Here is a 15687-nt window from a genome sequence, read left to right as displayed (position 1 = left end):
ACAGCTGATGTTCACTGGCTTTTCAATTTATTGGCCAGGTAATTCCGCACCTGCTGCTCCTGCTCGGCTGACATGTCGCCCAGGACGCCATGCCTATGTGGCGGGATATGCGCCGTCAAATCCTCGTTTTCGTCGAATACATAATGCTGGAAGACGGTGGCCCAGGCTTGCCGATAAGCCGGCGCACGGCGCTTCAGATTAATCAGCGCCAGCATCAGGCTGTCAAACCCGGAATGGATGGAGTCTGCAGTGCCGACCGCGCCGCCCCACCAATAATTGACCAGGATATTGCATGCCTGCAGCGACTCGACATGATGCCACCATAACGGCGGTATATAGAGCGCATCGCCCGGCTCCAGTTCAGCCGTTTGCGCCGCCTTCAGGGCATCCTTAAACTTGGGAAATTTCTCGAAATCCGGCTCCTTCAGCGACACCATGCTGATCGGCGCGCCAGTCGGCGCGAAATCCAAAGGACCGATATAGAGATTGCCGATCTGCTCCGGCGGAAACAAGGTAAACCGTCGCTTTCCGCTGACCACACAGGCAATATTATGGGCATCGTCAAAATGCGCTGGCGTGGTGACGGCGTTACCTATCCATATCCTGGGGATGACCTCGGGGCCAAGAATCGATAATTTATTATCATCCAAAAAACCTGGCAGGCAATTCGCGATCAATGCACTCTGGGCCGCAACCGCTGGCGGATTGGCAAACTGCCGATAGCGCAGCAATTGATCGAGGATAGCGGAGACAGGAAGCCGGTTGCGCAAATAATTGAAACCGTTCATGGCGTCATCGTAGAAGATGCGGCCCTTGGCCTCCGGCGGCGTCATGATCGCATCGACGTCGCTGCCGTTATCCAGTTTTCTCAGGTAGGCACAAACGGCTTCGGTCGAGGTTTTAGCCAGTTGCACCACCGGCCAGTGTTTGACGTAACCGCGCAAGACTACCGGCTGGTATTGGGTGGCAATCTGTTCTTTGAAGATGCGATCGTCGACATCGTATCGTTCTGCAATCGCGGGCAAGCTCGGGCTCATTCGGCATCCTGGTAAAGACGGCTATTAATTTGCCTGAGCAGGATAACTCGGTTTGAACATGATGAGGGATGAGGAAATTGAAAATCCTGAGACTAACGCGATTTCAGCCCAATGCATTAATCTTAGATCAACACAAATCAGGCAGAACTCGACGGCGCAATCATATGGATGTGAGAAATACCATCTTCGTCATACAGTTCACCAACCGGCTTAAAGCCAAAGCTGCCATAAAACCGCTGCAGATGTGCTTGCGCGCCAATCTTGATGTCATGTCCCGGAAATAGCTTGATGGTTTCCGCCATCGCTTGCTGCACCAGTTCGTTGCCCGCACCCTTGCCGCGCAGTTCAGGTGCTGTCACTACCCGCCCTATCGACGGCAGGTTAAACGCTTTACCCGGCGGCACGATGCGCGCATACGCGCCCAGTTCGCCGTTGGGCAGGTAACCCAAACCGTGCCAGGAATACAGATCGATGCCGTCGGCATCCTGAAACACGCAGGTTTGCTCCAGCACGAACACCCGCTGCCGCAATTGCATCGCTGCATACAATTGCACAGTACTCAGCTCCTGGAATGGCAGCCAGTGCCATTCCATCATCGTTGCTTCTGCCATGCCGTTAAGCCGTGCCGCCGACAGTCACGCCATCAATACGCAAGGTTGGCTGACCGACACCGACCGGAACGCTTTGTCCTTCCTTGCCGCAGACGCCGACACCTGGGTCAAGCTTCATGTCATTACCGATCATGGAAACCCGGTGCAAGACGTCCGGACCGTTGCCGATCAGGGTTGCGCCCTTGACCGGATAAGTAACCTTGCCGTTTTCAATCATGTAGGCTTCGCTGGCCGAGAACACGAACTTGCCGTTGGTGATATCGACCTGGCCGCCGCCGAAATTGACTGCGTACAATCCGTTTTTCACCGAAGCCAGGATCTCCGCCGGATCCTTGTCACCGGCCAGCATGTAGGTGTTGGTCATGCGCGGCATCGGCAGATGGGCGAACGATTCGCGCCGCGCATTGCCGGTCACCGGCATCTTCATGAGACGCGCGTTCATGGTGTCCTGGATATAGCCTTTCAGGATACCGTCTTCAATCAGCGTAGTGCATTGGCTTGGATTGCCTTCGTCGTCGATATTCAACGAACCGCGACGATCGGCGATGGTGCCGTCATCGACCACGGTGACGCCTTTGGCTGCCACACGCTCGCCGATGCGACCGGAAAATGTGCTAGAGCCTTTGCGATTGAAATCGCCTTCCAGGCCGTGGCCGATCGCTTCGTGCAGCAGGATGCCTGGCCAGCCAGGTCCAAGCACCACGGTCATCGGGCCAGCCGGGGCTGGCCGCGCATCCAGATTCACCAGTGCCGAGGCAACCGCGTCGGCAGCATACTGGTCCAGTATGGCGTCATTGAAATAGGCGTAGCTATAACGTCCACCGCCACCGCTGCTGCCGGTTTCGCGGCGGCCGTTCTGTTCGACGATGACTGTTACCGAGAGTCGTACCAGAGGACGGATATCGGCGGCAATCACGCCGTCGCTACGTGCCACCAGCACCACATCGTATTCTCCGGCCAGGCCGGCCATCACTTGCACCACGCGCGGATCCTTGGCGCGCGCCATGCGCTCCACCCGTTCCAGCAGTTTGACCTTTTCGGTGGCGTCCAGCGACACCAGCGGATCGTGCGGCAAATACAATGAACGGCCGCCGTTTTGTTGCATGCCGCCGGCAATCTTGATCTTGCCGGCGCCTTGGCGGGCGATGGTGCGAGTTGCTACCGCGGCATCGTGCAAGGCGCGTTCGGAGATTTCATCGGAATACGAAAAAGCGGTCTTGTCGCCGGAAATGGCGCGCACGCCTACACCCTGATCGATAGAGAAACTACCGGTCTTGACGATGCCTTCTTCCAGGCTCCAGCCTTCGCTCTTGGTGAACTGGAAGTACAGGTCGGCGTAATCGACCTTGTGCGTGAACATGGTCCCCAGCGCTTTCAGCAAGCTCGATTCGTCGAGGCCGAACGGAGTCAGCAGGATATCGCGCGCAACGGCTAAAGTGCTCAGGTTTGGTTCAAATGGTTTCATTGGTAATTCCGGTTTTACTGTGATGTTAAGTGGGATTGTAGAGCATCCCAGGCTGAGCTGGCCGCAGCGGCGAAAATAGTAATATCTAATAGTAAATTCAATAGCAAATTCAATAGCAAATTCGTATTGCCAATAATTTCTATAACTTGCGGTGCAGCAATGCCGGCAAACTGGCCCGCACTCCCTCAAGGAAATGGGGGTCGATAGTGCCGCTGACAAGGCCCTCGCCTTCCGTCAGCACCGATTTAATTTCACCCCAAGGGTCGATCAGCATGCTGTGGCCCCAGGTACGGCGGCCGTTCGGATGTTTGCCGCCTTGTGCCGCCGCCAGCACATAACACTGGTTTTCGATGGCGCGGGCGCGCAACAGGGTTTCCCAATGGGCTTTGCCAGTGGTGTAGGTAAAAGCGGCCGGCACCACTATCAAGCTGCAATCGCCAAGTGCCCGGTACAACTCGGGAAAACGCAGGTCGTAACAAACCGACAAGCCCACCTTGCCAAACGGCGCCTCGAAACTGCCCACTTCCTTGCCGTAGACAATCGTGCGCGCCTCGTCGTAGGATTCTTCGCCTTGACTGAAACTGAACAAATGGATCTTGTCATAGCGGCTGACGCGGTGGCCGTCGGGGCCGTAGACTAGCGTGGTGTTAAGCACTTTGCCAACCTCATCGGCAATCATTGGCAAGGTACCGCCGATCAGCCAGATGGCATGCTCTCTTGCCAGTTGCGCCATGAGAGTCTGGATCGGCCCTTGATCAAGGGCTTCGGCGCAGGTCAGCTTGTCGGCTTCATGCATGCCCATGATCGGCCAGTATTCGGGCAACAACACCAGTTGCGCGCCCTGCCCGGCAGCATCGGCCACCAGGCGCCGCGCCGTATTGAAGTTTTCTTCCAGCACCGGCGTCGACACCATCTGGATCGCGGCAACTTTGAAACTGGCTGAGCTGTCTTGCTGCAATGGTGCCTGGCTCATGGTGCTGAACTCCTGCGCTGGTGAGATAAATCGACAATAAGTTGACAACAAGCTGAATCAGCGGCCGGAAGACAGACCCGGCGTATTCGCTGCCGGTGCTTCGGTCTTGTGGTCCAGTTTAGTGACCACCGGATCGGTCCAGGCGCCGGTAATATTATATTCAAAGGTGAAGGCGCGCATCAGCGGATCGCGCAAGAACAGTTGCGCCAGGAAAGTGCCGATGCCGATTACCGGATTGATCGCCAGCAGCGCCACCGAGGCCGTGCCGGCACTGATTTCGGGCAGCACCGCCACATGCAAGTCCTGGGTTTCATGGGCAATATCGGCGACGCCATCCATCAATACCGTGGCGCTCACACCGCGCATCTTGAAATTATCGGTGCGCGCCTTGCCCTGCGCGATCGAGGCAGTGCCGACCACGCTGTCGAAGGCGAAACCTTCAGAAAAAATATCGCGAAAATCCAGGGTCAGGCGGCGCGGCAAGGATTGCAGGCTCAGCACCCCGAGCAGCTTGGCGGCGCCCGGATCAACCTTCAGGAACTGGCCTGACGCCATATCCAGATTCACCTGGCCGGACAGCGATGGAATATCCATGGTGAACGGCAGACCCTTCCAGCTGACCTCGCCGTCCATGCGCCCTTTGGCCGCACGCAACACATGCGCAAAACCGAAGCGATCCAGCAGTTTGCCGGCGTCGGCGATATCCATGGCATAGGTCAGGCTGGTGGTGTTATCGCCGTTGACGGTAGTCCATTTGCCGTCTGCCTTCAACTCCGCATCAGGATTCTTGATCGACAATTTATGAATACGCCACTCGTTTCCGACATTAGCGCGTACATTGTTGGCGATCAATTCGAGGCGTCCCAGTTTCTTGCCGAGTAACTGGAAATCCTCGGCGACAATATCCAGTCCCGGGATCTGGGTGGAGCTTCCTTTACCTTCGAGCACCTCGCCAACGTCCGATTCGCCGCCCTGTGGAATGATCAGCGAAGACAGGCGCGCAGTGACCTTGCCGAGGCCGCGTCCGGACGGCGATGCATTCCAGGTGACATAGCCCGACGCCTGCTTGGAATCAACGTTGACTTGCCATGCGTTCTTTTGATACGAAGCGCCAAGCACCACGTTGTCCAGCGTCTTGCCGAGCAAGATCAACTGGTTAGCCCTGACCGAGACCAGATTCGGCTCTGCGTACTGCGCCAGGCCAGACAACGCTGATTCGTCCCCTGCTTTGGCAGTGGCCTGGTCGTTCAAGGCGCCGGTCAGACTGTTCCAGGCATCGATATTCAAGGACTTGGCATTCAGGTTGACCGCCACACCGCTATCCGGCTCAGGCACCGGTGCATTGATGCCGATGCCGCCGCGCAGTATTTTCCAGTCAGCCTCCTTATTGGCCCCGCCAGGACTGTTGAGAGGTTTCTGCCGCTGATAGCGGGCGACGATGGCCGATCCTAACGTCAGCCTGAGCTCATCACGCAACATTGCCGCATCGTCGGAAGCCACGCCCAGCCATTCGAATTTGAGCGGCATGGCCTCACTGGCACTCTTGCGCAAGGGTTCCGGAAAATCCAGGCCCATGCCTTGCAGGCTGGACTCGACCACCAGCTCGGTATGATGATCGCGGATCGCGATGTTGGCGGTGTAACGGCTGCTGCCGCTGGCATGCGACAGCAGTTTTTGCATCGACGCGGTTGGATACATGGCGCGCAAGCCGTCAATAGCAGCGCTGCCCTCCACTTTGACCAGGGTCTGATGATCGGCTTGGGTACCGCCGCTGACCTGCGCCGGGCCGCCCAGCATATTGCCTTTGATGCCGTTCAGGTTAAAGCCCTTTTCATTGAACTCAAGCTGGCCGGTGGCATTGGCGATAGGCGGGATGGCTTTTTGCAGGATTACGTCATTGTTCTGGAACTGCAATGCGCCGGTGACCTTGCTATCGATAAGATGGGCCAGCGGTAATTGCAGGTTCAATTCCAGCTTGGCGTTGCCTTTGGCTTGCGATTCGTCGGTAAACCCGCCGATCCAGTGCTGCACCGGACTATTCTTGGTGAACTGCACAAAATTCTGCAAAGCGCCCGCTGCACTGCCATCGATCAGCAACATCTCATCGTGCGATGACAGATCAGGCATCGTCGCCGTCACATCGCTCACCGTCACACCTGAGGTTTGCGCAGTGGCGGCCTTGATCTGTAAACGCGTGCGGTCCAGCGCGATGGTGCCGTCTATCTTTTCCAGCAACGGCCACAAGGGTTGTTTACCATCCTGGCCGAAATGACCGGGATCGTATTCCAGCGTGCCGTTTTCTATTTTCCCGGCAATGCTGAATTCACCTTGCGCCTTAGGGTTGGCTTTGGGGTTGGCTGGATCGGTGCGGAACGGGAAATCGGCGAGATCGCCTTTGAGCCGGATCGTGACATCTTTTGCCTTGCCGTCTTTAAGCGCGCCGACCAGCCAGTTGCGTAAATGCTCAGGAGTATGCAACGGCAGATAGTTGCCGATTTTCTTGACGTCGAATTCACTGATGCTGCCGGTCATGTCAATCACTCCCAGCGCCGCACCATGCCGGTCTTGTAGAGGCAGCAGGTGACTGCCGGACAGCGATCCAATCAAACCGTCCTGCACAAAACTCATGCTATCGATTTTTAACAGCACATTATTTTGCTGAAAATTCCAGCGAGCCTGCATATCGAGTTTGTCGAAGACCTGCAACGGCGTTCCGAAAAAGCCTGGCAAATCCAGCTGCGCCTTTTCCGATTTCAGGGTCAGGCTGCCGCCATCCTGGCTGGCGTTGATGCTGCCGGTCAGATTGTCGACGCCAGGAATCCCGGGCACCGCCGCTTGCGCCGGCTGGCTGGCCGTCTTCGGCTGCGCTGCATGTGGCGCCTGGGCATTGATGGTCAAACCCTCAAAGCTGCCTTTTGCGCTGTATGTCGCAATCGCCGGGTAAGCGCCCTGCCATTGCGCGGAAAAAGCCCGCAGCCGGCCGCGCGGCGCGAAATCGTCGATCATCTTGATCTGCGCGGCACTCAGGGGCAAGCGCTGGACAAAACTTGCTATGGTTTGTAAATCCAGCAGCTTGGCCTGCAAGCTGTATTTCTCTGCTTGCTTGCCTTGCGCCGGCATATAAGATTCGCTGATGGAGGTACGCGGCAAACTCAGGCCATCCGCGGTTTTCAATGAAAAATCAGTGAGCGTTACCGCATGGCCGTTGGCGCCGAAGGCCGGCGTGCCATCTTGCGGCGCCGGCCCTAATTCTTCATGCGCGGAAACGCGTCCGCTGACATTTGCCAAAGCCAGAGGCTGCAAGTCTGGCCGTAATTGCATGGCCAGGTCATTCAACTCAAGATCGGCGGTAAAGTTGGTCACCTTGGCGTGATCCAGGTCAAGCCAGGCTTGCACCGCGCCCTTGCCTTGACTGATATCGAGGGGGTAATCGAAATACGGTTTCCACACGGTCACATCGGCATCGTGCAGATTGGCGTAGAGGGTGCCGGTCCAGCGTTTGAAGTCGGCAGTCTTTTCGGCAAATGCAGGATGGACAAAATTGGCTCGTAGATCCAGCGGTGCCGCAAAAGAAGCAGGCGGTGTTGCACGCGCCGAGAACTGATGGCGGCGCCAGCGATTTTGCAGCACCAGATCGATATTGGTCAGGATCAGTTCCGGCGCCTTGCGCAGATCGTCGCGCCAGCGCACCTGGCCGTCGCGAATCACGATCTTGCGTTGGGCCAGCAGCCATTCGGCTCCCGCGCCGTCGTTTTCCTGTTTTGAGTTGACCAGAATGCCGGCGACGAACAGGTTGCCTTGGGCATCGCGTTCGACTTGCAAATCGGGTTTATTGATTTCCAGTGAAGCCAGCCGGACCCCGCCTACCAGCGCGGAACGCCAGGAAATGGTCGCCGCTACCTGCGGCAAGGTCAGTGCAGTCTGGCCCTCTTTATCGTGAACCACGACGTTGTCCAGCACCAGACGCGGCTGCAAACCATGCCAGGATGCCTGGATCGCGCCTATCGTAATCGGATTGCCTACCGTTTTACTGACGATATGCTCGACCTCCGCCTTGTAGTAGCCGACATTCGGCAACACTACATAACGCAAACCCAGGAACAGTCCGCAAAACACGAAATACGCCACGATCAACAACGTCAACAAGGCGCCCAGCAGATGATGGGTCACCAGGTTTATGTGTTTGTAGGTGGCAATTCCGGCGCGCCAGCAGATGGCAATCTTGCTAGCCGGCGGCGGAATTTTTGCTTGTTCTTCCAACATCAATCAGAATGGGTAAAATTAATCATTGTGAGACAGGGTAAGGCACAGATAACAGAGCCGCCAGGAAACTTGCGGCGAGTCACCCTACACACTGTCCCCCAACTGACCGGGGATAGGAAGTAAAATAAATCGGCTGCATCTGATCGATTCCAGATTGGCAAGTTATTGAAGTTCGACAAGCTGCCAGCCTATATGTTCGCATGGATCAGCATGCATATAGATAAAAAATCAGAAAGGCCGAAATCTGGCCGCAGATCAGCTGTAAATCAAGCTGCAAACAAACCGCAAATCCAGCTAATGACCGCTGCCCGATTTTTTTGAATTTTGCGCCATCTACCCTTTAAACCTGCGACTCTATTCCTGTGACTCCATCCCTATTAAGCAGCACCGCCGCCTCTCGTTATTTTTTCCGCTGGGTCAATGCCGAAGCCGGACGCGCCGAACAGATCGCTGAATTGGCCAAGCCGGTAACAAGATTAACCGTCAGCCCGATGCTGCTTAATCAACTGTTACAAAGAGAAACAGATTCCGGCATGCCGTTACCGCGCGCCATGCGCCGCCTGCGCAACCTGCTGGTTTGCACCCTGATCGAACGCGATTTGCGCGGCGTCGCCGATCTGGATGAAGTGGTGAGCGCGGTCACCACATTTGCCGAATTTGCGGTGCAAACCCACCTGGCGGCATTGACTGTCGACATGATGGCGTTGCATGGTGCCCCGGTCGGCGAAGAATCGGGTCAGCCTCAGGAGCTGATCGTCTTAGGCATGGGCAAGCTGGGCGGCTGCGAACTCAATGTTTCTTCCGATATCGACCTGATTTTCACCTATGCGGAAGATGGCGACACCCGGACCACCAGCGCTGAACAGCGCTCACTGTCGAATCACGAGTTCTTTACCCGGCTCGGCAAAAAGCTGATTGGCGCGCTGTCTGAAATTACCGAAGACGGCTTCACTTTCCGGGTTGACATGGCGCTGCGGCCGAACGGCGCCTCAGGGCCGCTGGTCGCCAGCTTCAACATGGTTGAGGCTTATCTTGTGACCCAGGGCCGTGAATGGGAGCGCTATGCCTGGTGCAAAGCCCGCGCGCTGACAGGCCGGCCGGAAGATATCGCCACCCTGGAGAACATCAGCCGCCCGTTCGTGTTCCGGCGCTATCTGGATTACGGTTCGATCGACGCCATGCGCTCCATGCACGCGCAAATCCGCACGGAAGTACAGCGCCTGGAAGCATTGCATCCGGAACGCAGCAACAACGTCAAGCTGGGGCGTGGCGGGATTCGCGAAATCGAATTCCTGGCACAGGTATTCCAGCTCATCCGCGGCGGCCGCGATTGCGACTTGCGCGACCGCTCCACCCGCGCCACTCTGCGTACCCTGGCCGCCAAAAACCTGCTGGATGCCGAAGTCGTTGATAAATTGCTGACCGCCTATGATTTCCTGCGCAGCCTGGAACACCGGCTGCAATACCTGGACGATGCGCAAACCCACACTTTCCCCACCAATCAGGCGGATTGCCTGATCATCGCCCAGGCCATGGGTTTTACCGATGTGGCGTCATTGATGCCGGTACTCGACCAGCACCGGGCCCTGGTCGACGCCCAGTTCGGCGACATCTTCAAGGACAAGCAGCATGGCCGCCCCAGCCAGAAAGACTGGGATGACAGCGACAATGTGCTGCATACCCTGAGCGAAACCGATAGCCGCGAAACGATTGCCCTGGTATTGACGCATTGCGGATTCTCCGACGCATCGGCAGCGGCGCAGCGACTGGTCACGACCTGGCAATCGACGCGGGTGCAGAACCTGCCGGTGGCCAGCCGTACGCGTCTGCTGGCCCTGGTCAACGCGGCGTTGCCGGTGGTGGCAGCGATCCCCGAACCCGAGCGCCATCTGCCGACCCTTAGCCGCCTGCTGGATTTCCTGGAAGCGATTGCGCGCCGCGCCGCCTATCTGGCGCTCCTGACTGAATACCCCACCACCCTGCACCGCGTGATCCGCATGATCAGCGCCAGCGACTGGGCCGCAAAATACCTGACCCAGCACCCTATCCTGCTGGATGAATTGCTGGATCCGCGCAGCCTGAATGCAGCGCCGGACTGGCCGGTATTTGCCCAGGAGTGCCGGCGTCAACTCGAAACCGCTCCCGGCGACACCGAGCGGCAGATGGATATCCTGCGCGAAATGCACCATGCCCAGCAGTTCCGCCTGCTGGCGCAGGATCTGGAAGGCATGCTCAGCGTCGAGGCGCTGGCCGATCATCTATCGATCCTGGCCGACATCCTGGTGGCCGCCACCGTACAAGCCATCTGGAGCATGATGCCGGGCCGCCATCGCGAGACGCCGCTATTCACTGTCATCGCCTACGGCAAACTGGGCGGCAAGGAACTTGGCTATGTCTCCGACCTGGACGTAGTATTCCTCTACGACGATGAGGACCAGGACGGCCCGGCCCTCTACGCGAAGCTGGCGCAGCGTTTCATTACCTGGATGACCAGCCATACGCCGGCCGGTATCCTGTTCGATATCGATATCGCATTGCGCCCCGACGGCGCCAGCGGATTGCTGGTGTCTTCATTTGGCAAATTTGAAAAATACCAGCGCCAGTCGGCATGGCTGTGGGAACACCAGGCCCTGACTCGAGCCCGCTTCTGCGCCGGCGACGCCGCGATAGGCGAACGCTTCGAAACCCTGCGCGTGGAAGTATTACGCCAGATGCGCGACGCCAAACTGCTGCAAAGCGAAGTGCTGGATATGCGCCAGAAAATGCGCGATGCCCATCCGAACCGCAGCGATCGTTTCGACCTCAAGCACGATGCCGGCGGCATGATCGATATCGAATTCCTGGTGCAATTCCTGATCTTGCGCCATGCCGCAGCTTATCCGCAACTGACCGCGGACATCGGCAATATCGCCTTGTTGAAACTGTGCGGCGAACTCGGTTTGATTGATGCAGGATTGGCTAATGCGGTGGCCGACGCTTACCGGACTTTCCGTAAATTGCAGCATCAGGGCCGCTTGCAGGGAGAAGAACGGGCGCGCGTGGTGGCAACCCGCATTGCTGTCGAAATATCGGTGGTGAAACAATTGTGGGCCGACATTTTTACGGCTGCAGTGCCATGAAAAACATAAGCGTAATCTAGCCGCCGCCCAGAAACACCAATAGCGCGGCGCCAAAGGCTCGGCCTCTGCGCTTATCCGGGGCCGAATCACGTTCATCTTCAGGCTCTTCTTCAGCGACATCGACATCGTCATCCAGCGCCAGCTGTCCAGCCTCGAAAGCCGTCAGGATCTGCCTGGCGGCCACGACATCCCTGGACGCCACCTGCAGCCGCGCACCACCGGTAGCCACCGCAATCAGGGAATACACCTGGTTGATGCCGGCATCGACGACAAACGCCGGTATCCTCTCCGACTCCAGTAACGCCTTGATAACCTCCAGATCGGAAGGTACGGTTGAACGGGCAATCGTTTCGAAATCGCCTTGACTACCTTCAGTGGTTGCCATGTCGCCTCCCGGGCCAGGTTAAGTCATTTACAACATAACCCACTATATACCCTACGCAAAAAAAACGCCCCGGTCAACGGGGCGTTTTTGCTATACAAGTAAGGATAAATTCTTACTTGGCGCTCATCAGTGCGATCGTGGTATCCAGCATGCGGTTCGAGAAACCCCACTCATTGTCATACCAGCTCGATACTTTCACAAGACGACCGGAAACCTTGGTCAGGGTAGCGTCAAAGTTCGACGATGCCGGATTGTGGTTGAAATCGACCGAAACCAGTGGCTCTACGTTGTACGTCAGCAGACCCTTCAATGCGCCGTTTTCCGAAGCATCTTTCATGATCGCGTTGACTTCGTCGACAGTAGTGTCGCGCGCAGCAACGAACGACAGGTCGACCAGCGAAACGTTGATGGTAGGAACGCGAATCGCGAAACCGTCCAGCTTGCCGTTCAACTCAGGCAACACCAGGCCAACCGCTGCAGCAGCGCCGGTCTTGGCCGGGATCATGCTCATGGTGGCGGAACGGGCGCGACGCAGATCTTCGTGATAAACGTCGGTCAGCACCTGGTCGTTGGTGTAGGAGTGGATGGTGGTCATCAGGCCGTTCAACACGCCGATCTTGTCGTTCAGCGGCTTGACCAGCGGCGCCAGGCAGTTGGTGGTGCAAGAAGCGTTGGAAATCACGGTGTCGCTGGCTTTCAGTACGCCGTGGTTGACGCCGAAAACGACTGTCGCGTCGACATCTTTGCCGCCAGGTGCGGAGATGATGACTTTCTTGGCGCCGCCTTTGATGTGGGCGCTGGCTTTTTCCTTGGTAGTGAAGAAACCGGTGCATTCCAGCACGACGTCAACGCCCAGCTCGCCCCATGGCAGTTCGGCCGGATTACGTTGCGCCAATACCTTGATGCGATCGCCATTGACGACGATGAAGTCGCCGTCGACAGTCACAGTACCTGGAAACTTGCCGTGGGCAGTATCGTACTGGGTCAGGTGAGCATTGGTTTTTGGATCGCCGAGGTCATTGATGGCAACGATCTCGATGTCATGCTTTTTGCCGCCTTCATAATGGGCACGAAGGATGTTGCGGCCGATACGGCCATAGCCATTGATGGCGACGCGGATAGTCATGGTTTTCTCCTAAGGTATTAACAATAATAAATATGTTGTAACTTCATCACTAACGTTTCAATTGACCCTGATAGTACGCCAGCCATAGCCGGCCTCCTGCAATTCGAGTCCATCCCAGCTGAAAGGTTGCTCGGCCAGCAGCTCGGCGCCCAGCATCTCGTAAAACTGCCGTGCCGGGCGATTGTCCGCCAGCACCCACACCAGCATGTTGTTGGCGCCGGCGCTGGCCAGGGCGGCAGCCACGTGCGCCACCAGTTTGCGGCCAATACCCGCGCGTTGCACCGACGGCTCCAGATAGATCGCCGTCAGTTCGGAATCGAAGCCGAGCTTGGCTTGCGCCAGCGTCATGCCGGCCGCAAAACCGAGCACCTCGCCATCCACCTCGGCCACGAAGACATTGGCGGCATTCGAGGTCGCCGACAGGATGCGGCTCCAGATGGCCGTGCTTTCTTCGATCTTCATGCCATCCAGATAGTCGTCCGGAATGATGCCTCGGTAAGTGGTGCGCCAGCTATCGATACGCACCGCCGCAATCACCCCCGCATCGGCGATGGTGGCGCGGCGGATGACGACATCACCGACGATGTTGGTGATGTCCATCTTGCCGATAGCCCGGGCAGCTCTCAGATTCATGCCAGTACCAGTTTGGTCTTGGCTACGACGTTTTCAACGGTGAAGCCGAAATGCTTGAACAGAACAGGAGCCGGAGCCGATTCGCCGAAAGTATCGATACCAACCACAGCGCCTTCCAGGCCGACATACTTGTGCCAGAACGCTGTCACGCCGGCTTCGATCGCCACGCGTGGCAAACCACGTTGCAGTACGCTGGCTTTGTAAGAAGCTTCCTGGCGGTCGAAAACGTCGGCGCAAGGCATCGACACCACGCGTACTACAATACCTTCTTGCGCCAGTGCTGCCGCAGCCTGCATCGCCAGTTCCACTTCGGAACCGGTAGCGATCAGGATTGCCTTGGCGTCAGGTGCGTCTTTCAGGATATAAGCACCGCGCTGGATGCCGGCGATTTGCGCCGCATCACGCTCTTGATATTGCAAGTTCTGGCGCGAGAAAATCAGTGTGCTCGGGCCGTTCTTGCGCTGCACCGCTTGTTGCCATGCCACTGCCGATTCAACCGTGTCGCATGGACGCCAGTTGTCCAGTTGCGGAATCAAACGCAGGCTCGATACATGTTCCACCGACTGGTGAGTCGGGCCGTCTTCGCCCAGGCCGATGGAGTCATGGGTAAATACGAAGATCGAACGAATCTTCATCAGCGCTGCCATGCGCAAGGCATTGCGGCTGTAATCGGAGAACGTCAGGAAAGTCGCGCCAAACGGGATGTAGCCGCCATGCAGGGCGATACCGTTCATCATCGCGCTCATGCCGAATTCGCGCACGCCGTAATTGATGTGGTTACCTGGCTGGTCGGCGCGTACTGCCACGGATTCTTTCCAGTTGGTCAGGTTAGAACCGGTCAGGTCGGCCGAACCGCCGAGGAATTCCGGCAGCACCTGCGCCAGTGCCTGGATGGCGTTCTGGCTGGCTTTGCGGGTGGCGATGGTTTCTTTCTTTTCGATGCAGCTGGCGATATAGTCGCTCACGGTCTTTTCGAAATTACCTGGCAGTTCACCCTTCATGCGGCGCGTGAATTCGCTGGCCAGCTGCGGATACTCGGCAGCGTAAGCGGCGAACAACGCATTCCAGTCGCCTTCAAATTGCTTGCCTTGCGGTTTGGCATCCCACGCTTCATAAACGTCGGCAGGGATTTCAAACGGCGCGTAATTCCAGCCCAGGGCTTCGCGCACAGCAGCGATTTCCTTGTCGCCCAATGCCGCGCCGTGCACCTTGTCGGTGCCGGCCAGGTTTGGCGAACCTTTGCCGATGACTGTCTTGCAGCAGATCAGGGTTGGCTTGTCGGCCAATTTGGCTTGGTGGATAGCGGCGTTGACAGCTTCCACACTGTGGCCGTCGACAGCGCGAATCACGTTCCAGCCATAAGCTTCGAAACGCTTCGGGGTATCGTCCTTGAACCAGCCTTCGACATGGCCGTCGATCGAGATACCGTTATCATCGTAGAGCACGACCAGTTTCGACAAGCGCAGTGTGCCGGCCAGCGAGCATGCTTCGTGCGAAATGCCTTCCATCAGGCAGCCGTCGCCGACGAAAGTGTAAGTGTGATGATCCACCACCGGGAAATTGGCGCGGTTGAATTCCGCCGCCAGCAGTTTTTCAGCCAGTGCCATGCCGACTGCATTGGTCAAACCCTGGCCGAGTGGGCCAGTGGTGGTTTCAATCCCTGGGGTGACGTCGACTTCAGGGTGGCCCGGGGTCTTCGAATGCATTTGACGGAAATTACGGATCTCGTCCATCGACAGATCGTAGCCGGTCAGGTGCAGCAAGGCGTACTGCAACATCGAACCATGACCATTTGACAACACAAACCGGTCGCGGTTAGCCCAATGTGGATTGGCCGGGTTGTGACGGTAGTGCTTGGCCCACAACGCGACTGCGATTTCCGCCATGCCCATTGGCATGCCGGGATGGCCGGAGTTAGCTTTTTGTACAGCGTCCATTGCCAGCGCACGGATTGCATTGGCCATCTTGGTAGTCGGGAGAGTGGAGGTCATGGTGTGAGCAGGTAGGCAACGATTGAAAATTGGTTGGTGGGCGCGAAGCGTCGGAACAGCCCACAAAGGCCGATATTTTACCAA

10 protein-coding genes are annotated in these 15687 nt (G+C 57.3%); 1 reads left to right on the top strand and 9 read right to left on the bottom strand.

Annotated elements, in window-relative coordinates; genetic code table 11:
• Positions 1 to 11: 11 nt before the first annotated feature.
• The 5 genes from BM205_RS18980 to BM205_RS18960 form a co-directional block, all read right to left on the bottom strand.
• Positions 12 to 1037: a cupin-like domain-containing protein gene (locus tag BM205_RS18980; RefSeq protein WP_092416426.1), complete on the bottom strand. Its 1026-nt coding sequence runs from the start codon at positions 1035 to 1037 to the stop codon at positions 12 to 14.
• Between the two features lie 137 nt (positions 1038 to 1174).
• Positions 1175 to 1648, bottom strand: a complete 474-nt coding sequence (locus BM205_RS18975; RefSeq protein ID WP_254783960.1) for a GNAT family N-acetyltransferase — start codon at positions 1646 to 1648, stop codon at positions 1175 to 1177.
• Between the two features lie 4 nt (positions 1649 to 1652).
• Complete coding sequence (tldD, locus tag BM205_RS18970) at positions 1653 to 3113, bottom strand: metalloprotease TldD (protein ID WP_092416425.1); 1461 nt, start codon at positions 3111 to 3113, stop codon at positions 1653 to 1655.
• Between the two features lie 139 nt (positions 3114 to 3252).
• Positions 3253 to 4086 carry a carbon-nitrogen hydrolase family protein gene (locus tag BM205_RS18965; RefSeq protein ID WP_092416424.1) on the bottom strand — a complete coding sequence of 278 codons (834 nt, stop codon included), beginning with the start codon at positions 4084 to 4086 and terminating at the stop codon, positions 3253 to 3255.
• A 57-nt stretch (positions 4087 to 4143) separates the two neighbouring features.
• On the bottom strand, positions 4144 to 8349 hold the full coding sequence (locus BM205_RS18960) for a YhdP family protein (protein WP_254783959.1): 4206 nt from the start codon (positions 8347 to 8349) through the stop codon (positions 4144 to 4146).
• A 362-nt stretch (positions 8350 to 8711) separates the two neighbouring features.
• Between BM205_RS18960 and glnE the strand changes: the two genes are divergently transcribed.
• Positions 8712 to 11468: a bifunctional [glutamate--ammonia ligase]-adenylyl-L-tyrosine phosphorylase/[glutamate--ammonia-ligase] adenylyltransferase gene (glnE, locus tag BM205_RS18955; protein ID WP_092416422.1), complete on the top strand. Its 2757-nt coding sequence runs from the start codon at positions 8712 to 8714 to the stop codon at positions 11466 to 11468.
• A 16-nt stretch (positions 11469 to 11484) separates the two neighbouring features.
• On the opposite strand, the gene BM205_RS18950 is transcribed toward glnE, so the two are convergent.
• The 4 genes from BM205_RS18950 to tkt all read right to left on the bottom strand — a co-directional run bounded on the left by BM205_RS18950 (position 11485) and on the right by tkt (position 15603).
• Positions 11485 to 11853: a putative signal transducing protein gene (locus BM205_RS18950; protein WP_092416421.1), complete on the bottom strand. Its 369-nt coding sequence runs from the start codon at positions 11851 to 11853 to the stop codon at positions 11485 to 11487.
• Between the two features lie 112 nt (positions 11854 to 11965).
• A complete protein-coding gene (gap, locus tag BM205_RS18945) occupies positions 11966 to 12979 on the bottom strand; it encodes a type I glyceraldehyde-3-phosphate dehydrogenase (RefSeq protein WP_092416420.1) in 1014 nt (337 codons plus the stop codon).
• Between the two features lie 57 nt (positions 12980 to 13036).
• Complete coding sequence (locus tag BM205_RS18940; RefSeq protein WP_092416419.1) at positions 13037 to 13612, bottom strand: GNAT family N-acetyltransferase; 576 nt, start codon at positions 13610 to 13612, stop codon at positions 13037 to 13039.
• Positions 13609 to 15603, bottom strand: coding sequence for a transketolase (tkt, locus tag BM205_RS18935; RefSeq protein WP_092416418.1), 1995 nt, complete (start codon positions 15601 to 15603; stop codon positions 13609 to 13611). Before tkt ends, BM205_RS18940 begins: the two co-directional genes overlap by 4 nt.
• Positions 15604 to 15687: the final 84 nt, after the last annotated feature.

The organism is Collimonas sp. OK307, from assembly GCF_900113705.1.
GTDB lineage: Bacteria > Pseudomonadota > Gammaproteobacteria > Burkholderiales > Burkholderiaceae_D > Collimonas.
Note: the sequence above shows the minus strand (reverse complement) of the source record. Positions and strands in the feature narration are given on the sequence as shown.

Excerpts from the sequence above, each read along its gene's own strand:
- tkt (WP_092416418.1), bottom strand. The coding sequence starts at position 15,603 with ATGACCTCCACTCTCCCGACTACCAAGATGGCCAATGCAATCCGTGCG.
- BM205_RS18980 (WP_092416426.1), bottom strand. The coding sequence starts at position 1,037 with ATGAGCCCGAGCTTGCCCGCGATTGCAGAACGATACGATGTCGACGAT.
- BM205_RS18960 (WP_254783959.1), bottom strand. The coding sequence starts at position 8,349 with ATGTTGGAAGAACAAGCAAAAATTCCGCCGCCGGCTAGCAAGATTGCC.
- BM205_RS18965 (WP_092416424.1), bottom strand. The coding sequence starts at position 4,086 with ATGAGCCAGGCACCATTGCAGCAAGACAGCTCAGCCAGTTTCAAAGTT.
- gap (WP_092416420.1), bottom strand. The coding sequence starts at position 12,979 with ATGACTATCCGCGTCGCCATCAATGGCTATGGCCGTATCGGCCGCAAC.
- tldD (WP_092416425.1), bottom strand. The coding sequence starts at position 3,113 with ATGAAACCATTTGAACCAAACCTGAGCACTTTAGCCGTTGCGCGCGAT.
- BM205_RS18940 (WP_092416419.1), bottom strand. The coding sequence starts at position 13,612 with ATGAATCTGAGAGCTGCCCGGGCTATCGGCAAGATGGACATCACCAAC.
- BM205_RS18950 (WP_092416421.1), bottom strand. The coding sequence starts at position 11,853 with ATGGCAACCACTGAAGGTAGTCAAGGCGATTTCGAAACGATTGCCCGT.
- BM205_RS18975 (WP_254783960.1), bottom strand. The coding sequence starts at position 1,648 with ATGGCAGAAGCAACGATGATGGAATGGCACTGGCTGCCATTCCAGGAG.